The organism is Sphingomonas natans (genome assembly GCF_030546695.1).
In the GTDB taxonomy this organism is placed as follows: Bacteria; Pseudomonadota; Alphaproteobacteria; order Sphingomonadales; family Sphingomonadaceae; genus Sphingomonas_I; species Sphingomonas_I natans.
Genome location: NZ_JAUOTP010000003.1, coordinates 21,809 through 39,633 on the forward strand (window position 1 = coordinate 21,809; position 17,825 = coordinate 39,633).

23 protein-coding genes are annotated in these 17,825 nt (G+C 63.7%); 15 read left to right on the forward strand and 8 right to left on the reverse strand.

Annotated features, from left to right (window positions below):
- Positions 1 to 263: 263 nt before the first annotated feature.
- The gene (locus Q4F19_RS06940) at positions 264 to 728 is read right to left on the reverse strand and encodes a hypothetical protein (protein WP_303541062.1); all 465 of its coding nucleotides are present in this window, start codon (positions 726 to 728) and stop codon (positions 264 to 266) included.
- Between the two features lie 97 nt (positions 729 to 825).
- Between Q4F19_RS06940 and Q4F19_RS06945 the strand changes: the two genes are divergently transcribed.
- Together Q4F19_RS06945 and Q4F19_RS06950 are read left to right on the forward strand one after the other, a co-directional pair.
- Entirely contained in the window at positions 826 to 1,908 is a 1,083-nt protein-coding gene (locus Q4F19_RS06945; protein ID WP_303541063.1) for an SPL family radical SAM protein, read from the forward strand.
- Positions 1,905 to 2,411 carry a metallophosphoesterase family protein gene (locus tag Q4F19_RS06950; protein ID WP_303541064.1) on the forward strand — a complete coding sequence of 169 codons (507 nt, stop codon included), beginning with the start codon at positions 1,905 to 1,907 and terminating at the stop codon, positions 2,409 to 2,411. The genes Q4F19_RS06945 and Q4F19_RS06950 overlap by 4 nt, the downstream gene beginning before the upstream one ends.
- A gap of 3 nt (positions 2,412 to 2,414) precedes the next feature.
- Here Q4F19_RS06950 and Q4F19_RS06955 read toward each other — a convergent pair whose 3' ends face one another.
- The 3 genes from Q4F19_RS06955 to Q4F19_RS06965 all read right to left on the reverse strand — a co-directional run bounded on the left by Q4F19_RS06955 (position 2,415) and on the right by Q4F19_RS06965 (position 3,969).
- A complete protein-coding gene (locus Q4F19_RS06955) occupies positions 2,415 to 2,702 on the reverse strand; it encodes a DUF1488 family protein (RefSeq protein ID WP_303541066.1) in 288 nt (95 codons plus the stop codon).
- Positions 2,703 to 2,705: 3 nt separating this feature from the next.
- Entirely contained in the window at positions 2,706 to 2,990 is a 285-nt protein-coding gene (locus tag Q4F19_RS06960; RefSeq protein WP_303541068.1) for a hypothetical protein, read from the reverse strand.
- Positions 2,991 to 3,075: 85 nt separating this feature from the next.
- The gene (locus Q4F19_RS06965) at positions 3,076 to 3,969 is read right to left on the reverse strand and encodes an SDR family oxidoreductase (protein WP_303541070.1); all 894 of its coding nucleotides are present in this window, start codon (positions 3,967 to 3,969) and stop codon (positions 3,076 to 3,078) included.
- 612 nt (positions 3,970 to 4,581) lie between these two features.
- Here Q4F19_RS06965 and Q4F19_RS06970 point away from each other — a divergent pair.
- Entirely contained in the window at positions 4,582 to 4,983 is a 402-nt protein-coding gene (locus Q4F19_RS06970; protein ID WP_303541072.1) for an acyl-CoA thioesterase, read from the forward strand.
- A 541-nt stretch (positions 4,984 to 5,524) separates the two neighbouring features.
- On the opposite strand, the gene Q4F19_RS06975 is transcribed toward Q4F19_RS06970, so the two are convergent.
- The gene (locus tag Q4F19_RS06975; protein WP_303541074.1) at positions 5,525 to 6,532 is read right to left on the reverse strand and encodes a sensor histidine kinase; all 1,008 of its coding nucleotides are present in this window, start codon (positions 6,530 to 6,532) and stop codon (positions 5,525 to 5,527) included.
- Between the two features lie 240 nt (positions 6,533 to 6,772).
- Positions 6,773 to 8,767 (reverse strand): hybrid sensor histidine kinase/response regulator, encoded by a 1,995-nt coding sequence (locus tag Q4F19_RS06980; RefSeq protein ID WP_303541939.1) that lies wholly within the window; start codon positions 8,765 to 8,767, stop codon positions 6,773 to 6,775.
- Positions 8,768 to 9,658: 891 nt separating this feature from the next.
- Between Q4F19_RS06980 and Q4F19_RS06985 the strand changes: the two genes are divergently transcribed.
- Both Q4F19_RS06985 and Q4F19_RS06990 read left to right on the forward strand, forming a co-directional pair.
- On the forward strand, positions 9,659 to 10,081 hold the full coding sequence (locus Q4F19_RS06985) for a hypothetical protein (protein ID WP_303541076.1): 423 nt from the start codon (positions 9,659 to 9,661) through the stop codon (positions 10,079 to 10,081).
- Positions 10,082 to 10,127: 46 nt separating this feature from the next.
- The gene (locus tag Q4F19_RS06990; RefSeq protein ID WP_303541078.1) at positions 10,128 to 10,301 is read left to right on the forward strand and encodes a hypothetical protein; all 174 of its coding nucleotides are present in this window, start codon (positions 10,128 to 10,130) and stop codon (positions 10,299 to 10,301) included.
- Here the strand turns inward: Q4F19_RS06990 and Q4F19_RS06995 are convergent.
- Positions 10,298 to 11,044: a Crp/Fnr family transcriptional regulator gene (locus Q4F19_RS06995; protein ID WP_303541080.1), complete on the reverse strand. Its 747-nt coding sequence runs from the start codon at positions 11,042 to 11,044 to the stop codon at positions 10,298 to 10,300. The genes Q4F19_RS06990 and Q4F19_RS06995 overlap by 4 nt on opposite strands.
- 683 nt (positions 11,045 to 11,727) lie before the next feature.
- Here Q4F19_RS06995 and Q4F19_RS07000 point away from each other — a divergent pair.
- Entirely contained in the window at positions 11,728 to 11,850 is a 123-nt protein-coding gene (locus tag Q4F19_RS07000) for a hypothetical protein (RefSeq protein ID WP_303541082.1), read from the forward strand.
- Positions 11,851 to 11,854: 4 nt separating this feature from the next.
- The gene (locus Q4F19_RS07005; protein ID WP_303541083.1) at positions 11,855 to 12,799 is read left to right on the forward strand and encodes an NAD(P)/FAD-dependent oxidoreductase; all 945 of its coding nucleotides are present in this window, start codon (positions 11,855 to 11,857) and stop codon (positions 12,797 to 12,799) included.
- A gap of 117 nt (positions 12,800 to 12,916) precedes the next feature.
- Here the strand turns inward: Q4F19_RS07005 and Q4F19_RS07010 are convergent, their stop codons facing one another.
- Positions 12,917 to 13,189, reverse strand: a complete 273-nt coding sequence (locus tag Q4F19_RS07010; protein ID WP_303541084.1) for an HAD family hydrolase — start codon at positions 13,187 to 13,189, stop codon at positions 12,917 to 12,919.
- Between the two features lie 196 nt (positions 13,190 to 13,385).
- Here Q4F19_RS07010 and Q4F19_RS07015 point away from each other — a divergent pair, with 196 nt between their 5' ends.
- The 8 genes from Q4F19_RS07015 (at position 13,386) to Q4F19_RS07050 (ending at position 17,824) form a co-directional block, all read left to right on the forward strand.
- Positions 13,386 to 13,631, forward strand: coding sequence for a glutaredoxin domain-containing protein (locus Q4F19_RS07015; protein ID WP_303541085.1), 246 nt, complete (start codon positions 13,386 to 13,388; stop codon positions 13,629 to 13,631).
- Positions 13,628 to 14,167, forward strand: coding sequence for a TspO/MBR family protein (locus Q4F19_RS07020; RefSeq protein ID WP_303541086.1), 540 nt, complete (start codon positions 13,628 to 13,630; stop codon positions 14,165 to 14,167). The genes Q4F19_RS07015 and Q4F19_RS07020 overlap by 4 nt, the downstream gene beginning before the upstream one ends.
- On the forward strand, positions 14,158 to 14,520 hold the full coding sequence (locus tag Q4F19_RS07025) for a DUF393 domain-containing protein (protein ID WP_303541087.1): 363 nt from the start codon (positions 14,158 to 14,160) through the stop codon (positions 14,518 to 14,520). The genes Q4F19_RS07020 and Q4F19_RS07025 overlap by 10 nt, the downstream gene beginning before the upstream one ends.
- Positions 14,517 to 15,014 carry a DUF427 domain-containing protein gene (locus Q4F19_RS07030; RefSeq protein ID WP_303541089.1) on the forward strand — a complete coding sequence of 166 codons (498 nt, stop codon included), beginning with the start codon at positions 14,517 to 14,519 and terminating at the stop codon, positions 15,012 to 15,014. Before Q4F19_RS07025 ends, Q4F19_RS07030 begins: the two co-directional genes overlap by 4 nt.
- On the forward strand, positions 15,008 to 15,721 hold the full coding sequence (locus tag Q4F19_RS07035; protein WP_303541091.1) for an SDR family NAD(P)-dependent oxidoreductase: 714 nt from the start codon (positions 15,008 to 15,010) through the stop codon (positions 15,719 to 15,721). Before Q4F19_RS07030 ends, Q4F19_RS07035 begins: the two co-directional genes overlap by 7 nt.
- A 431-nt stretch (positions 15,722 to 16,152) precedes the next feature.
- Entirely contained in the window at positions 16,153 to 16,335 is a 183-nt protein-coding gene (locus Q4F19_RS07040) for a DUF3606 domain-containing protein (RefSeq protein WP_303541093.1), read from the forward strand.
- 254 nt (positions 16,336 to 16,589) lie between these two features.
- Entirely contained in the window at positions 16,590 to 17,147 is a 558-nt protein-coding gene (locus tag Q4F19_RS07045) for a 3'-5' exonuclease (RefSeq protein WP_303541095.1), read from the forward strand.
- The gene (locus Q4F19_RS07050; RefSeq protein ID WP_303541940.1) at positions 17,147 to 17,824 is read left to right on the forward strand and encodes an ABC transporter ATP-binding protein; all 678 of its coding nucleotides are present in this window, start codon (positions 17,147 to 17,149) and stop codon (positions 17,822 to 17,824) included. Before Q4F19_RS07045 ends, Q4F19_RS07050 begins: the two co-directional genes overlap by 1 nt.
- The last annotated feature ends 1 nt before the right edge of the window (position 17,825 follow it).

Consider the following 17,825-nt stretch of genomic DNA (forward strand, 5'->3'; position numbering starts at 1 on the left):
GGTCCGCCCGGACCAGCCGTTCGTCCTGAGCGGCCGTGCCGCCATCGACGCTGTGTCCGCGATGCCAAGATGGTCGTCCGTGGACTCGCAAGAATCAGGTCATGCGACCGCAGGAAGGGCTGATCACGATGGCCGACCGGGCGGAAGCGGCCAATGAAGGCGAAAACGGATATGCCGTCCACTGCACGACCACGATCCGCCGCCTGGAACACGCCGCGGGACAGAGCTGGTACGGCAGGCTCGTCTGGAGACCCGGATCCAGCTCAGGGCGTCTGCAAAGCAGCGGACCGATTTCGGAGGCGCTTGTCATTCCCGACGACCGTGCGGTGGATCGGTGCCAAAGCGAGCGCCGGGAGGGTCACAACGGCGGCGGTGGCCGCGAGGTTCTGTTCGGCGATCCGCATCCAGTCAGACGGCCAGAGCGCGGCGCCGCTGAACAGCCGGCCCATCACCGCCATATTCGCCTCGGCAGCCAGGAGCAGGGTTTCGCCGGCCGCCGTCACGGCTCGTCCGGATACCGCGAAGGCAGATGTTTTTTCAGACACCATTTTCGAAAGCTCGACATGGTCGGCCGTCCATGGCTGCCGCATGGCATCGGCGATCGTCGGCAGCCTCGCTACAACCACGCTGTGCGCGCTTGAAACCGTCTCACTCATGTCATTGAGAAGGCTGAGACTGTTGAGCGGCCACATCCATAGCGCCATCGCGTTTTCTGATACCGTCGTCATTTCAACCCCTTGCTGCGGCGCAACAACGCGTGGGAGGTGGCCCGGTGTTCCATTTCATGGTCGTTGAACGCGCCACGACCTGAGCCGTTAAGAGGGGGTGAGCACAGCCCCTATCCTGCCAGCCGAACGGCGGTGGCTCCCGAGGCGGCTGCTGCTGACGCGCTCTGCCGCCGGCTGGGCGCATGGCCGCGAGATCGCGCGTCGTGCCGCGGAGACCGGCGTTGAGATCATCGAACTGACCAGCGATCGCCTTTCGCTCGACCTGCCCGAAGATCCTCGCCGCGCTTATGCCGAGGCCAAGGCGACGCTGGCCGTGGTCGTCGCACCGCCGTCGAAGCTAAAGCTGCAGCCGATCGCGCCGAGCGCCGACTGGCGGGTCGACCTCGCCGAGGGCTGTCCGGCGCATTGCAGCTACTGCTACCTCGCCGGATCACTGAAGGGGCCGCCGATTACGCGCGTCTACGCAAACCTTGAGGAGATCCTCGGCAGCCTTCCCGCTTATCTGGGCCAAGGCACGATCACCTCGCGAAGCCGCATGCGCGCTCACGAGGGCACTACTTTCGAGGCATCCTGCTACACCGATCCGCTGGCGCTCGAGCCGCTGACCGGCTCGCTCTCGGCGGCGATCGCCTGGTTCGGCCGCTGGGACGCGGACGCGCAGCTTCGCTTCACGACGAAGTTTGCTGACGTCGAGCCGCTGCTGAGCCTCGAGCACGGCGGACGCACCCGGATGCGCGCCTCGATCAATCCGCCTGCCTTCGCGCGTTTCGAGGGTGGCACCTCCCCCGTGGCAGCGCGGCTAGCGGCGCTACGGCGCATGGCGCTTGCCGGCTATCCGGTCGGCCTGACGATTGCGCCGATCATTGCCGCCATAGGCTGGGAGGCGGCATACATTGCGCTTATCGAGGACGCCGCGGCGGCGCTCGCAGATATTCCGACACTCGACCTCACCGTCGAGCTCATCACGCATCGGTTCAATGCGGGTTCGAAGGCGATGTTGGAAAGCTGCTATCCGGGATCGGCGCTCGACATGACCGATGCCAACCGAACGACCAAGCGAACCAAGTTCGGCACCGAGAAGCAGGTCTACGACGCAGCGACGATGCGCGCCCTACGCAGCTTCTTCGAGCGAGGGATCGGCGAGGCACTCCCCACGGCTCAGATCCTCTACTGGACATGACAACCTACTTTACCGCCGACACCCATTTCGGCGACCACCGCACGATCAACATCTGGAAGCGGCCTTTCGCGAATATGGCTGAGATGGACGCCGTCCTTCTGGCGCGGTGGGAGGAGAGCGTTGGTCCCGAGGACAACGTCTGGCACCTTGGCGACTTCGCGCGGCGAGCCGACGATGTCGCGGCGATCCTCGCCAAACTTCCGGGTCGCAAGCACCTCGTCCGTGGCAACAACGATCCCGAGGGGACGCTCGCGGCGTCCGGGTGGACGAGTGTGCAGGATTACGCCGAGATCGAGGTGGACGGTCAGAAGCTGGTTCTGTGCCATTATCCCTTCAGGAGCTGGAACGGGCAGCATCGCGGCGCGATCAACCTCCATGGACACAGCCACGGCCGCCTGAAGGCAATGCCGCGCCAATATGATATCGGAGTGGATGTTCACGACTACGCACCCGTCACGCTAGCCAGGCTGACCGGCCGCACTGCGGTCGACCGGAAAGGGTGACCGTCAGCCCGCGACGTCGGCAGCGGTCAGCAAGATCGGTGGTTCGCCGCCCAGACGGCTGACGAACTCGCGATGCGCGATCCTGTGGATGTCGGCTTCGTATTCAATGAACGTTTCGATCGCGGTTTCGCGGTCGATCGCCTCGACGGTGGGGTCGAACAGCTCTGCCAGCGCCTCGATCGTGATCAAGAACTCGACCAGTCCCATCCCGGTCTCGCCGACGAACAACATGCCCTCGCGCTCGGGCAGCCACTGCCAATCGCCGGCTTCGAAGCGCACGCTTACTGCCATGCTCTAGCGTCCCTCGCCGGTTGACGGCAGCCGCTCCACGAGAACCGCGATGCCTTCGCCACACAAGGTCAGCATCGCGGCGCCATTGATCTGTAGCGGGTGCTCAATGGTCAGCACGGCCGCCGTGCGGTGCTCGGGGTCAAGCTGCGCCCACGCGCGGACCGCACCCTCGAGAGACGTCACGTCCGCCACATCGCCATCGCCGCGCGGAACGTTCTCGAGCGCGGCGCTCACACGCCAGTCGATGGGTGGCGTCTTCGCCTCGTCGGCCCAGGGTGCTTCCGTCATCGTCACGTCTCCGCGGATGCGCGCCTCGACAGCAAACCGACGGGCGCGCATGCTCGGCCGCACGAGCCTGTGCCCATCGAGACGCTCACGCGATGCCCGCGCCGCCGGTCACGCCATAGACCTCGCCCGTGATGTAGCTTCCCTCCTGTGACGCTAAAAGGACGTAGACTGGCGCGATCTCGACCGGCTGGCCAGGCCGGCCGAACGCGCTGGCCTCGCCGAACTTCGTGAGCTTCTCCTGCGTCTGGCCGCCGCTCGGCTGAAGCGCCGTCCAAAATGGGCCTGGCGCCACGGCGTTCACGCGGATGCCCTTCTCGATCATCTGCTTGGCGAGCGCCTTGCTGTAGGCGACGATGCCAGCCTTGGTCGTAGCGTAGTCGAGGAGAGACGCCGACGGATCGTAGGCCTGAACCGAGGCTGTCATGATGATCGATGCACCGGGCTTCAGATGCGGAACGGCCTCCTGCGTGATCCAGTGGAGCGCGTAGAGGTTCGTCTTCATCGTCACGTCGAAGTCTGCCGAGCTGACCTGCGAGATGTCCTCGCGCGTCTGCTGATGGCCGGCGTTGATGACGAGAATGTCGAGCCCGCCAAGGTGCGCGACGGCATCGGCCACAAGCGAGCGGCAAAAGCCCTCGTCCGTCACGTCACCGGGAAGTGCGACGGCCTTTCGCCCATCCGCCTCGATCAACGCCACGACGTCCTTGGCGTCGCGCTCTTCTGCAGGGAGGTAGACGATCGCGACGTCGGCGCCCTCCCGGGCGAATGCGATCGCGGCGGCTCGCCCGATCCCCGAGTCCGCACCGGTGATCAGCGCTTTCCGACCAGTCAGCTTGCCCGACCCTCGATAGCTCTCCTCCCCGTGATCGGGCTTCGGGTCCATTTCGGCTGCGAGGCCGGGAGCAGGCTGCGGCTGCTTCGGGAAGGGCGGGCGGGGGTATTGGTCGCGCGGGTCCTGCATCGTAAGCCGGTCCGTCATCGGTCCTCCTGAGGTCGTCCGGTTGGGTCTAGCGGTTGAACGCGCGGACCGGACAGCGGAGCCTTCATCAAATCGGCGCTTACGCGAATTGGCCCGCCAGCCCGACGAGGGGCGCGATGTCGCGCCAGTCGATACCCTCGATTTGTTCAGGCGCCGGAGCCTGCTCACTCTATGGCAACCGATCGCGCCTCGCCGCCTTCGCCTTGTACAAACGATGTCCGCCGGGCCATGATATCGGCCAAATCCTCGCCTGCCCTCCGACCGCGACGCCGAGACTGGCGGGCGTAGTCGGAGCCCACGGAGTTCGAGTTCTAAGGGAATTGGGCAGATCTCGTGCGATTCCCGCGCGTTCGACATCCGCATCAAGGCCGATCGCAATAAATCCATCACCGCCACGGCCGGCGAGCATGAGCCCGAGATCGGTAGTCCGCTTGTGCTGCCGTCTTTGCAGGCCACACCTCGCTTTGTGGCAGGCCAATTATCGCCGCTCGCATATGGGTGCGAGGACGGTTCCCGCGGCGCGCATGGTGTTTCGTAAAGGTCGGGCGCTGGCCATTTTTGGGTCAGCGGCGTAGGCTGATCCGGCGTTCCCCCAAAGTGTGACCCAATCCCATGTCCAGTGCCGCCGACCGCATCTACGAGTTCCCGATCAGCATCTTGGCGGACGACATCGATTTCATGGGTCACGTGAACAACGCGGTTTATTTGAAGTGGGTGCAGGCAGCGGTCGTCGATTACTGGCAACGGGTCGCGCCCCCCGAGGCTGTGGCGTCGCACCTCTGGGTCGCCCTGAAACACGAGATCACTTATCGCCGGCCGGCGTTTCTAGATGATGGCCTCATCGCCGAGGTCGTTGCTGAGCGCGCGCAAGGCGCACGCACCTTCTTCACCACGCTCTTCAAGCGTGGCGAGGAGGTGCTGGCCGAGGTCAAGAGCAGCTGGTGCTGTCTCGATGCGGCGACCAAACGACCCGCCCGTCTGGCCAAGGACATTTTGGCCCTCTTCATAGCGTGAACGCCTGAGCCGGCCAAAAAAGGCGCGATACGCGCGCCCCTTCCGCCCCAATCCGCTCGCTCATATGATTCAGCCGCTCTTGATCCATGTTGTCTGCCCTGCGGACGATCGTGGTTACGGTAGGCGACTGCCATAAAGGATGCTCGACCGTGACCATGGGGCCGAGGCATCGGAAAATATGCTGGATTCTGCTAGCTTGCATTGTCCTTGCCGCGGCCGCGCTGATCGGCCTGGGGTTCTACACGATCATTGGGCAACCAGCGGCGATCCGGGGAGCGGCCGGACCTTTGTATCAAAGTTCACCAGGGCGGGACCCTCCACCCTTGATGATGCGGCCAAACAAGACGCCTTGATGTCGAGCCTTTGTGACTCGCGGGGGCCAATGCGGCCTGAAGCGATCAACAGCCCTGCTACGACCATGGCGGATGTACGGCTCCGACAGTCTTAAATGCGTCAAGCCATCCTCGCCAACACTTGGCAGGCCGGTCGTTCAAAAAAAGTCGAACATGGATCCTGACTTGCGGCCCGGGATCTGGGCTTGTCAAGACGACAGGCGATCGCGCTCCATTCGGACATGCACGATGAGGCCGCTCTCTGACCAGTCGTAATCGATGGTGCCGCCCAGCTGGGCAGCGACACTGCGGCGGACCAGTTTGCTGCCGTAGCCGGCGCCTGCTTCGGGCTTGGTGACGGCGGGCCCTCCTCGCTCGAGCCATGTCAGCACGATGTGAGCTCCCTCCGTCTGGCCGGATACGTCAAGCGTTCCAGTTTGCGCCGATAGAGCGCCATATTTCATGGAATTTGTAGCCAGTTCGTGAATCACAAGGGCGAGCCCGGTCGCCGCGTTCTCTCCGACGCCCATCCGTTCGACTGCCACGCGAACGCGGCCCTTAAATGCCCCCAGATCATCGTAGGGTGCCAGCAAGACCGAGATCAAATCGCCCAACAACGCCGCGTGTCCTTGGCCGTTCGGTAGCGGGCGGACGAGATCGTGCGCACGCCCGAGCGCGGTCAGCCGCTCGGTCAACCGATGCGCCATCTCCTCCTTGCTGGTCGTCGACTGCGACGTGATCGCCGTGAGTGCCGACGCTATCGTAAGCAGGTTCTTGACCCGGTGGCTCATCTCGCCTGCGAGAAGCTCGTTGCTCTCCTCCGCCTGCTTCCGACCAGTCACGTCGAGGAATATACCAAACATGGTGCGGCCGACGATCCCGACGTCCTCGCCCTGTCCGCGCGCCGCGATCCATCGGATCTCCCCGCCCACCAGAATGCGGAAGTCGGTCTCGTAGCGCCCGAGAACCGCCCTCGTGGCGGCAAAGGCGGCGCGAACGCGATCGCGGTCCGCGGGATGGATGTGCGCCGAGAGCTCCTCGAACGTGACCGCATCGCTCCACGGCAAGCCCCAAAGCTCGAAGCCGCGTTCGTCCATGGTGAACAGATCAGTGTCGACGTTCCAAGCCCAAAGGGCCACGCCTGCCGCCGTCACGGCAAGGCGCAGATGCTCCGGCTGCCAAGTGTGCGCGATCGGCATTTCGGGAACCACGGCCATTACCCTTTTCGGTAAGCGTGCTTCCTACGACGCATAGGTCCACAAACGCGCCGACATTATCTATGTGTCTGAGCTACTTGTATAGCTTGCACAATGAAAGAGCCGCGCATGCGAACGTGAACGGCGTTGGAGGGTCTGCGCGGCACCGCTTGTTAAACCTCGCGACGGCTGCGCTGACGATGCGAATTGGATTGGATCATTCTTGTCGTCCGCCACTAGGTCACGGTTGCGCGCTAGGTTTTAACCGTCGGTCCTGAGGGTCAACAGCCGGGACAAGACGCGTTCAAGGCCCTCTGCCGAATATGGCTTTTGCAGAAGCTCGAAACCGTGGCTCCCCTCCTGGGCGAGGATGTGGCTGTAACCGCTGGTCAGCACGATCGGCATCGCGGGATATTCCGCACGCACCCTTTGTGCCAGCTCGATGCCGGTCATTCCGGGCATGACGATGTCGGAGAAGATGGCATCGATGCTCCCGGCCCGATCCCCCAGGATTTCGAGAGCGGCACGCGCATTCGGTGCGAGCAGTGCCGAATAGCCGAGATCTTCGACGAGATCCGTCGCGAACCGGCCGACCATCTCATTGTCTTCGACGATCAGTATGAGACCATGACCTTCGCCGGGAGCGGCCGCGGGCTGGATCTCAGCGGCTGTGACGCTTTCAACCTGCTTGCCCGTAGTTGGTAGATAGAGCGTGAATATGGCTCCGCCCTCGCTGCGGTTAGCCACACCAATGTCGCCGCCGGACTGCTTGCAGAATCCGTGCACCTGACTGAGCCCGAGACCGGTGCCCTGTCCCACACCCTTCGTCGTGTAAAATGGCTCGAAGATCTGGGCGAGGCTGCCGTCGGGAATGCCGGGTCCAGAGTCGCATATCGCAACCGCGACAAACTCGCCGGTGCGCGGACCATGCGCGCGGATCGTGGGTATGACGTCTGTCTTGCCGATCGCGATGCTCAATCGACCACTTCCACCCATCGCATCGCGCGCGTTGACGACCAGGTTGAGAATCGCCGTGTCGAACTGACTGGGATCGGCCAACAGCAGGCAAGGCGGCTGCTCCACATCGAAGTCATACGAGACCCGACTACCAAGGGTTGCCATTAGGAGCGGCTCCATAGCGCGAACGGCCGCGACGGCGTCGAATACGACCGGCTTGAGCGGTTGTCGGCGCGCGAATGCGAGCAGTTGCGCCGTCAGCGCCGCGGCGCGGTCGGCCGTATCCGAGATCGCGTCGAGATAGCGGGCGCGTCGATCTTCCGCGAGGTTCGGCTTCCTCAGCAGCTCGGCGCTTCCACGGATGACCGTGAGGAGATTGTTGAAGTCGTGCGCGACGCCCCCGGTGAGCAGTCCGACCGCTTCCATCTTTTGCGCGTGGCGAAGCGCTTCCTCCGCCTTCATCCGGTCGTCCATCTCGGCCTGCAGGCTTTCGATCGCAGACGCGAGGTCCTCCGTCCCCTGAGTGACTCTATGCTCTAGGGCAACGGTCAGGCGCTCCAGCGCCGTCCGCGCGCGCGCTTCGTTGTCGACATCCAGGCAGGTGCCCATCCAACGCGTAATGTGGCCGTCGTCATCCCGGTCCGGAAGGGCGCGACACATGAAGGAGCGATATAGCCCATCCTTGGCGCGGAAGCGCAGTCGCACGCTGTAGGGGCTGCCATCCAATATTGACTGGCGCCACCGATCCGACGTCACCTGCCGATCATCTTCGTGCACGGCCTCGAGCCAGTGATCACCGTTCAGTTCCATGTCGCTACGGCCGGTGAAGGTCCGGAACAGCTCGTTGGTCTCGGTGAGATGTCCATCGCCGTCCGCGATAAACAAAAATCCTGGAATGGCTGCCGTAAGCGCGTTGTAACGCTGCTCGGTTGCGCGCTCCTGGGTGCGATCGCGCATGATCTTGGCGAAGCCGTCAAACTGTCCGTCCGTCCCCAGCAATCGCATCATCAGCCCGGATCCCCAGAAACGGGTCCCGTCCTTCCTTACATGCCAGCGTTCGTTCAATGCCCGGCCATCGAGCCGGGCGCGCGCCATCTCACTGGCGGGAACGCCGACTTCTCGGTCCTCCGGGGTGAAGATCTGGTCCGCGTTGGCACCGATCATCTCATGCCGCTGCCAGCCTAGAAGATTCTCGGCGCCCGGGCTCCAGCTTGTGATGAATCCGTCCCGATCCTGACTGATGATCGCGAAGTCGGTCGCGCTCGCGAGGATGCGGCTCTCCAGCTGGTCCGACTGCATTCCCACCGTCTCATCCCCTCGCTGCGTTCGGCGCTATATTATCGGGCTAGTTCGGTCGTAACGCTGCACGGAGCCTATCGGCCGCGTTCCGTTCACGCGAACGTCTGAATTCAGCCGAAACTTCTGGCCCGCAGGGGCGTCAGGTGTGGCGCTGCCTCGCCGCGGCCGCATCCTTCGGATCGTCGATATGTTTAGCAGCCAGCCATCTGATCTACCGTCATAAGTATGGACCGCGAGACGGCCATGCGTGGGCTCGTCCCCGGCATTGAGGCGCTCGAGCTCCGCGCATCGGCGATGGACCCGAAGCGATACACCGCGCTCGATAGGTAAGGAGCACGACGGTATTCGGCCCGCCGTGCTCCTGTAAAAGCCCGCCGGCTTGGCATGGGGACCAAATGCGCCGGCGGGCAGAGCGGCCTCACCCCGCCGCTCCGAATCGGCGTTGCCAATCCGACCGTGAAAGTATCGTGATTCTGCGGAATTGCCCGCCGGCCCGTTTGATCAGGCCAGCTGGCTCCGAAGCATATCTCGAGCGCGTTCTCGACGAGGCGGATCGCCTCAGAGCTTGGTCGACGGGCCAACTGCAAATCTTGCTCAGTAGATTTTGAAGGCCGGCGAGGAGCGCGATCGAACTCAGACCCGACGCAGGATCCCCGGATGTGAGCGGCGTCCACACCGAGTGAACACGCCAACATGCGATATTATTCTTGGCCCAATGCATGGAAGCCGATCCTTCGATCCTCGATGAGGGGGACTTCCGGATCGAAGTGACCGACGAACGTGATCTATTGCTCGTGACTATAGTTCCGCTATTAATTAACGCGCCGGCGAGCGGAATGGTTTGAATCCCTTCCTCAAGCAAGCATCGCGGGCGTGATACATCCGAGGGCGATGTTCATGATCCTTGCGCCAGAGGATTACGAGCGTTGGAACTCTTCGCTGAAATTCGGCTCGGCGTTCAGCTCTTCGATCTTCGACATCGCCAATCCCCGGTTTCAGCGCGCCGAAGATGGGTTGCCGGCAATTTGGACAAAAGATGGGCCTCAGCGTCGCATCCGATTGAGCATCTATGCGTTCCCGCACCCTAGGAGACGGTGGATGAAGCGAACCGAGGCGCACAATACGCCGAGCGACGTCAGTGCCGAGGCTGGCGAAGTGCTCGTGGAAGGGCCGGATGGCATCATGATCTCGTTCACTCCCGAGGCTGCCGCTGAGACCGGGCATCGGCTACAGGGCGGTGCGGGCAAGGCCGTGGATCAACGAGCCGGCAAGCGTCCTCCCTTCGACGTCAGCGCGGGGAACCCCCATGGCTAATGATCCCCGATCAGCTTTCGGACGTGGGGAAGACGACGGAGCATTCATGCTTCGACGGGCCGACGAGGAGCGACAGAAGGTCGCGGAGACGTCGTGTATGGTGCGATCAGTCCATGAAGAGCTTCTGGAAACCTACGAGGCGCACGCAGCGGAGGCCGCCGGGCAATCTGAGGCAATCAACGCCCTGCTGGACACCATTGATGGTTTAACCGCGCCCTAGACGAGCAACACGCGCGCATTCGTTTCCAGATATGCTGGTTTGAAACCAGCCGTGCGCTGGATTGCAATCCAGTCACCGATGCTTAGCCGGCCTTTCCTGCGGACGATCAGTCCCTGCTCAGCCAGATCGCCGATGATCCTGTTAAGATGGACCGGCGTAAGCCCGGTCGCATGTGCGATCTCGACTTGCGTCATTGGAAACTCGAATGCCGCCGGTGATCCGAGCCCTGCCATGCTTGCGCGCACCGTGAACTCGCAAAGCATGTGAGCCACTCTGCTCTTTGCGTTGCGGCGCGCAACATTGAGCAGCCACTGTCGATAAATCGCGGCATCCAACAAGGAACTGCACCAAAACGCTTCGGCGAGCCCGGGGCGGGATAACGTGACGCTGCGTAGATCCTCCCTCGCCACGCGAGCCACGACCACGTTGGTCACTGTATGGAGGTTGTGATCTGAGGGTCGGAAGAACACATGCTCAATATCAAGCAGATCGCCCGGCATGTGAAATGAGACAATCTGGCGGGACCCGTTAAGAGCCGTTTTGCCCTTAGCGACATAGCCATCGAGCAAAACGGAACATAGCGCGGCGTGCTCGCCCTCCCGGATCAGAATCGAACGAGCCACTTTGCTCTCGATCGACCATGGCAGACCACGGATCGTCGCTTCGTCGGCTTCCGATAGCGCGCAGACGCGATTGAGCTTTCGAAGGAGCGCCGCGAACGCATCAAGTTCGGCACCGTCCACGTCGCATCTTAACACCGCTACGTGATTTAAATCAATTTCTCGAAGGGAGTGCCTCAGGGGGGCTGATCTGCCCAAGGCCGACGCGCTTCCGGATGTGCAAGGCTTACAGGCGCCGGCATAAACGACGACGATCAGGAAAGCAGCCGGATGAGCAGCGACGACCCCCAATCTTGGTCAGGCCGGCGTTTGTGTCATAATGTTGCTGTCTGAGGGGCGCGGCACGGCAGGGGAGTGCGCCCGTTCACTACCGATGTCATCCTCACCGATCCGCGGATAGGGCTTGAGCGCGAAACGTTGACTGGCAGCGTCGAGACGAGAGCGACGAGGTCATGACTGTTCATTCAGCGAGCCGAGCACCGGGATACGCATGCCATTCACGCGAAGCTTGATATGAGCTGCTCAAGGCGGACGATAGCCCGCGGACCGATCTCAAGGACGTCGACGGCGGGCCCGAGGAGACCGAGGCAGCGCGAGAACGTCAGTGATTGCTGCATATGCCGCCTGCGTGCCTGCCGTGCGCGTCGCTTGGCTCTAGGAGGCCAGATGCAGATCGGAGCAGCGTCCGACGAACGCCTGCGACCGTACTATGGCAGCATCTCGATCAAGCACCGGCGCGCACGTTATTCGTTGGGCCTGACCGACGACTCCGCTCGTTGAACTGCGACTTATCCCGGAGGCCCACCATGATTCCCGACCCGAAAAACGACGCACCGTCCGAGCCGACCAGCGAAGAGCAAGATAAGGACGCCTTGGAGAAGGCGCAGGAAGAGGCGGCCGAAGAGCGCAAGGAGGGCGGCTATCAGTGACGTCTTGAAGGTGACCGGACAGGTCAACGCCCCAACAGGCGTCAGCGATGTCCTGATCGTCGGCGCCGGTCCAGCCGGACTGACGGCTGCGATCTACCTGAGCCGCTTCCATCTCAAGGTCGCGATCGTCGACGCGGGCAACAGCCGCGCGGCGTTGATACCGCGAACGCACAACCATGCCGGCTACCCGGGCGGCATCCGTGGCACCGAACTCCTCGGTCTGATGCGCACGCAGGCGGAAGAATTTGGCGTGCAAGTCCGCGAGGCGGAGATCGCGGGTCTTCGAAAGGACGGCGAGTCCTTCGTCGCGACGCTGGCCGGTGGCGAGATCCAAACCCGGTCCGTCCTGCTTGCGACAGGGGTCGTTAACAACCGGCCCCGCATGGCCGAGGCCGTTCATTCCAAAGCGCTGGAGACAGGACTGCTCCGCTACTGTCCGATCTGCGACGGTTACGAGGTTACCGATCGGAAGATCGCCGTGATCGGGACGCGGGCTCATGGGCACAACGAGGCGGTCTTCATGCGCACATATACGCGCGATGTGACGCTGATCGCGCCAGACGCGGCTCATGCGCTCAGCAGCGATGAGCGCCAGCGACTTGCGCGTCTAGGGGTGGAGCTTGTCGATGGACCATGCGGCCCGCTCGAGATCGACGGTGATCGGCTTTTCGTGCCGACGCCGTCCGGGGCGCTTGGCTTTGACAGCGTCTACCCGGCGTTGGGCTCCGTCATCCGGTCCGAACTCGCCGTTTCGCTCGGCGCAGAGGCTACCGAAGATGGTTGCCTCGTCATCGATGCCCATCAGCGAACGACCGTCGCCGGTTTGTACGCCGCTGGCGACGTGGCCAAGGGACTGGATCAGATCAGCCACGCCATGGGCGAGGCCGCGGTAGCGGCGACGGCCATTCGCAATGATCTTGCATCGCTCATGGAACTGGCCCGGAGGTAGCAGTCATCGACGTCAGATGGCGTTGCTGTCACCGGACCCGGCGATGTCGTCCAAGCTAAGACGGCTTCGGTGCTTTTTAAGGCCGCGAGCCGCTCTGCGGGTTCCGAGATATCTGAATCAGCCAAAGACGGATGCAGCTGCAAACGCCGAATTGGTGTAGTCCCGAAGCAACGCAGCGACATCATCATAAAGCTCGATTGCGCCGGCTTCGAAGAGCGATTGAGCGCTGAAGCTGCCTGACCGCAGGCCGACCGCGGCGATCCCGCGCTTTGCCGCCGCCTCAGTGTCGTAGGGCGGGTCACCGACCACCAGGACTTCATCCGCCTTCAGGAAAAATATTTTCTCGAGGGCGACTTGTTTGACGAGGCGCAGATTGCGGACGGCAAGCAACCGGTCGGTCCCCGCGGATTTTCGGCGCGTCTCGCGCGCGTCATCACGCGGGCACTGCCGTCATCCGCGAGCTAAGGCCCTGACCGCCCGGGCCCTCCGTCCGCGACGGAGGGCCTGCCGCTTCTGGCGCCGGAACGTCGAGGCCGCCGCTTCGCTTTAGCCGCGCGGTCGCTCCGGCCGCGCGAAAGGACACGCCATGGCGGACGACAAGGCAGCAACGCTCTACCGCATGATCCTCCCGGAGGAGACCTGCCCGTTCGGCGTTCGCGCTAGGGCGTTGCTCGAAGAGAAAGGCTTTGTGATCGAGGAGCATGTCCTTCGATCGCGCGACGAGGTCGACGCCTTTGAAGCGAAGCACAGTGTCCAGACGACACCGCAGATCTTTATCGATGGCGAGCGAATTGGCGGCAGCGACGATCTCGAGCGCTACCTCGCGGCATGAACCAGCGCGCTGCCAACAGCCTGCCCGGTCTGTCGCCGCTGGTCGCGGGCGGCATCGTCGTCGGCGTGCTAGGTCTGAGCGCGCTCATCGGACGTCGGAATGCGCCCGCCCCCTCGCATCCCAGAATACGGACCTGGTATCGTCACCTCGACAAGCCGGGCTTCACGCCACCCGATGCGGTCTTCGCGGCTGTGTGGCCCGTGCTGGAGACCGGCATGGCGGTCGGCGGGTATCGGCTGCTCCGCCACGCGCCGTCGCCCCGACGAAATTCATCGATCGGCCTTTGGCTGGCAACATCGGCCATGATCGGTGGCTGGACCGAGCTTTTCTTTCGCGAGCGCGCTCTGGCGACGAGCGCCGCCGCATCCGGGGCGATGCTGGCGACAACGGCGGCTTATGTCGTGACTACGCAAAAGGTCGACCGCGTGGCGCAGGCAACGGCGCTCCCGCTGTTGGGCTGGCTGGCGTTCGCCACGGTGCTGGCGACACGTGTATGGCAGCGCAATCCGTCGCCCGCTTTGCCCCAATGCGCCTGACCGTCTGGCACGATGGTGGCTGCCCGCTGTGCCGCCGGGAGATTGCGCTTATGCGGCGGCTGGATCGTCGCGGTGCGATTACGTTCGTGGATGCCAGCGACGGGGCCAGCGCGTGTCCGCGCGACAGGAAGGCGCTGCTCGACCGCCTTCATGCCGAAGACGATGGGCGCATGCTCTCGGGCGCGGCGGCGTTCGCCGCGATGTGGAGGGCGATTCCACTGCTGCGGCCGTTGGGACTCGCGGCACGAGCCCCGTTCGTCCTCGACGAGCTCGAGTGGCTCTACGGGCGCTTTCTGGCGGCTCGACCAATGCTGCAGCGCTTTGCCCGCCGCCTTGAGGGGCAGGCCGCATGATCCGGCCGGTTCCTGATCCAATCGAGCCGGGGCAAGAGAGCGTCTGGGCCTTTCCCCGTCCGGCCATCGCCCAGCCCACCGATGCGCATTTGCGCATCGTGCTGGATGGACGAGTTATTGCCGAGACGCGACGCGGCATCCGCACCATCGAGACCAGCCACCCGCCGACCTTTTATTTTCCGCCGGATGACATAGCGCGCGAAGCGTTGCGGCCCGTCGCAGGGGGCAGCTTCTGCGAGTGGAAGGGCTCGGCGGTCTATTTCGACGTCATGGTCGGCGCTGTGGTTCGAGCAAAAGCGGCCTGGGCCTATCCTGATCCGACGGCGCCATTCGCGATCATCCGCAACCATGTGGGCTTCTACGCTTCCGCGATGGACGCCTGCTTGGTCGACGACGAACTGGTCATGCCTCAGCCAGGTGGCTTTTACGGAGGCTGGATCACGTCGCGTTTTGCAGGTCCGTTCAAAGGTGTTCCGGGGAGCCACGGTTGGTAGACGCGACCGCCGTGGTAATCGGCGCGGGCGGCGGCATCGGCGGCGCGCTTGTCGAGGCGCTCGCGGCATCCGGTCGCTACACGCGCATATATGCTCTCTCGCGTCACCCGCGCACGAACGAGGGCCGGATCGTCGGCGGCGCCATCGACGTCGTGGACGAAGCCAGTATCCGCAACGCCGCAGAGCGGATCGACTTGCCGCTCGATCTGGTCGTGATCGCGACCGGCATCCTGCATGAGGATGGCAGAATGCCGGAGAAGGCTCTGCGCGAGCTGGATGGCAGCACGCTCGCGCGGCTCTTCGAGCTGAACATGATCGGACCCGCCCTCGCGCTGAAGCATTTCGCGCCGCTGCTGGCCAAAGACCGGCGGGCGGTGATCGCGGCGCTCTCCGCGCGCGTCGGCAGCATTTCCGACAATCGCACTGGCGGCTGGTATGGCTATCGCGCCTCCAAGGCAGCGCTCAACATGATCATGAAGTGCGCGGCGATCGAGATCGCGCGGTCGCGGCCCCAAGCGCTCTGCGTCGCTTTGCACCCGGGCACGGTGGACACCGACCTTAGCCAGCCCTTCCAGCGGGGCGTGCCGCCGGACCAATTATTCTCTCCAGGGCGCGCCGCCCGACACCTCCTGGATGTGCTCGCGGATCTGGATCCAGCATCGAGTGGGAAAATTTTCGCCTGGGACGGCAGCGAGATCTTTCCCTGACGCACGATGAGCCCGTGCCGACGAGGGTCGCCCGCGGTCAAGCCATCGATCCGCTGAGGAGCTTGCATCGAGACTGACGCGCGTCAGCTAACGCTTTGCCCATTGCAAGCGGTGTGGTGCGCGGCGCAGATGATAAGGTGGACAGCGGAAATCAGCGTCGCGACAAGGTGGAGCAGTCCGTCCGACGCGCCGTCGTCGACGCGTTACACACGGCGTTCCCCGTCGCAGAGGTGACCTCGTTCAATACGAATGTGGCGGATCTGCTTGCGAAACTGACGGACGGCCGCGGCTCCGATCTGCGGTAGGGGCGCTGGCGGGAAAGCGATTGTCGCTCTCGCCTCCGCGAGCAGGTGAATCGGACCTGCTGCACTATCTGGATTGAGCCGGTCGCTTGCTGGTGCGTTGAGGTAGCGCCATTGGACGGAGGCATTATGTCGAACCATCTTGAACAGCGGGGCGCGCCCTATTCTCACCGCATCGACATGAGTCAGGAAGATCAGGTCGAATATTGGACCAACCGCTATGAGGTGACGCGCGACGCTCTTGCGGAGGCGGTCAGGCAGGTAGGAAGTGATGCGGATAAGGTCGCGGTCTGCCTCGGCAAGCCGGCCTGATCGCCTGTCAGTATGGCTTGAGATTAAGAGAGGAAAGTCTTGACGCGGATTTGGTCCGCTCCCCTCGCGGAAACGGCCCCGCGTCATGCTCGGCGATCGTCCATGCCGACAAAGTGGGAGCCGGATCGATAGCGAAGTTAGGCCGGACCTGATCAAGGAGGCGCCTGACGGGAAGAGACGCGATGGCTGAACGTGACTCAGGAACAACTGTCTGCCGGCGCGCGCCGAAGGAATCATGAAGCGAGGACAATGAATTGAGAGCCTTCCTGGATTTCGAAGCTTCGTCGCTTGGCAAGCGAAGCTACCCGATCGAAGTCGCCTGGGTATTCGAGGATGGCACGGCTGAAGGCCATTTGATCCTGCCTGCGCCGAATTGGACCGACTGGGATGAGAAGGCCGAAGCCGTCCACGGCATCGCGAGAGCCACACTTCTCAGCGAAGGCGAACCGGTCGAGACGGTCGCCGCCAGAATGATGCAGGCGCTGTCCGGACACAAGCTCTTCGCAAGCGCGCCATCGTGGGACGGCAAATGGCTCAGCGCGCTTCTCAGGGCTGGCGGCCAGCCCCGGCACGGACTGCGCCTGCGCGACAGCGAAGAGGCACAACGTGAGGTTGCCGAGCAGATTCTCGCTGAAGCGGCGCCGAGCCATGATCTCGGCCGGCTGATCGAACGCATCGTGGCGCAGTGCGCAGAACAGCAAGATCTGCTTCCGACAGCACACCGCGCGATGGCGGACGCGCAGGCCGAGCTGGCGCACTGGCTCGCAGTGGCGGACGTCGCCCGAGTGGAAGCCAAACGGCTCGGATCGTGATGGTGGTTCCGAAACTGCTTCTGGAGATAACGGATCTGCGCAAAACGGTCCCCGGGGGCCGGCTGCTATTCGACGGCTTAGCGATGCGCTTGGAGGCCGGAGAGCTGATCGCGATCATGGGCGAATCTGGGGTGGGAAAGTCGACCTTGCTCAACCTGATCGCCGGTCTCGACGTGCCCGACGCCGGCGTGGTGGAGTTGGATGGCGTCGCCCTCGCCGCACTCGACGAGGACGGGCTCGCGGCGCTGCGCCGCAGACGCATAGGCTTCGTCTTTCAAGCGTTCCACATCCTCCCTCACCTGACACTCGCTCAAAACGTCGGTCTGCCGCTCGCCCTGCTGCGCGCTGCGCCCGCCGAGGTCCGCGCGCGGGCGATTGCTTTATTGGCCGCCGTGGGTCTCGCCGGCCGGGAGAACGACTATCCGGGCCAGCTTTCCGGCGGCGAGCTTCAGCGGGTCGCGATCGCCCGCGCGCTCGCTCACCGCCCGGCGCTGATCCTGGCCGACGAACCGACCGGAAATCTCGATCCCGAAACGGCGGCGAGGATCCTGGCCCTGCTGATCGGACAGCTCCGCGAAGCCGGCGCGGGCGGCCTGCTCGTCACCCATTCCGACGTGGCGGCGGCCTGTGCCGATCGCGTTTTGCGCCTGACGGCCACCGGCCTCGTGGAGGCGTGAC

Bases quoted from the DNA above. Each gene is read 5' to 3' on its own strand.
- Q4F19_RS06940 (WP_303541062.1), bottom strand. From the start codon at position 728: ATGACGACGGTATCAGAAAACGCGATGGCGCTATGGATGTGGCCGCTC.
- Q4F19_RS06950 (WP_303541064.1), top strand. From the start codon at position 1,905: ATGACAACCTACTTTACCGCCGACACCCATTTCGGCGACCACCGCACG.
- Q4F19_RS06955 (WP_303541066.1), bottom strand. From the start codon at position 2,702: ATGGCAGTAAGCGTGCGCTTCGAAGCCGGCGATTGGCAGTGGCTGCCC.
- Q4F19_RS06960 (WP_303541068.1), bottom strand. From the start codon at position 2,990: ATGACGGAAGCACCCTGGGCCGACGAGGCGAAGACGCCACCCATCGAC.
- Q4F19_RS06965 (WP_303541070.1), bottom strand. From the start codon at position 3,969: ATGACGGACCGGCTTACGATGCAGGACCCGCGCGACCAATACCCCCGC.
- Q4F19_RS06970 (WP_303541072.1), top strand. From the start codon at position 4,582: ATGTCCAGTGCCGCCGACCGCATCTACGAGTTCCCGATCAGCATCTTG.
- Q4F19_RS06975 (WP_303541074.1), bottom strand. From the start codon at position 6,532: ATGGCCGTGGTTCCCGAAATGCCGATCGCGCACACTTGGCAGCCGGAG.
- Q4F19_RS06980 (WP_303541939.1), bottom strand. From the start codon at position 8,767: ATGCAGTCGGACCAGCTGGAGAGCCGCATCCTCGCGAGCGCGACCGAC.
- Q4F19_RS06985 (WP_303541076.1), top strand. From the start codon at position 9,659: ATGTTCATGATCCTTGCGCCAGAGGATTACGAGCGTTGGAACTCTTCG.
- Q4F19_RS06990 (WP_303541078.1), top strand. From the start codon at position 10,128: ATGCTTCGACGGGCCGACGAGGAGCGACAGAAGGTCGCGGAGACGTCG.
- Q4F19_RS07000 (WP_303541082.1), top strand. From the start codon at position 11,728: ATGATTCCCGACCCGAAAAACGACGCACCGTCCGAGCCGACCAGCGAA.
- Q4F19_RS07015 (WP_303541085.1), top strand. From the start codon at position 13,386: ATGGCGGACGACAAGGCAGCAACGCTCTACCGCATGATCCTCCCGGAG.
- Q4F19_RS07020 (WP_303541086.1), top strand. From the start codon at position 13,628: ATGAACCAGCGCGCTGCCAACAGCCTGCCCGGTCTGTCGCCGCTGGTC.
- Q4F19_RS07025 (WP_303541087.1), top strand. From the start codon at position 14,158: ATGCGCCTGACCGTCTGGCACGATGGTGGCTGCCCGCTGTGCCGCCGG.
- Q4F19_RS07030 (WP_303541089.1), top strand. From the start codon at position 14,517: ATGATCCGGCCGGTTCCTGATCCAATCGAGCCGGGGCAAGAGAGCGTC.
- Q4F19_RS07040 (WP_303541093.1), top strand. From the start codon at position 16,153: ATGTCGAACCATCTTGAACAGCGGGGCGCGCCCTATTCTCACCGCATC.
- Q4F19_RS07050 (WP_303541940.1), top strand. From the start codon at position 17,147: ATGGTGGTTCCGAAACTGCTTCTGGAGATAACGGATCTGCGCAAAACG.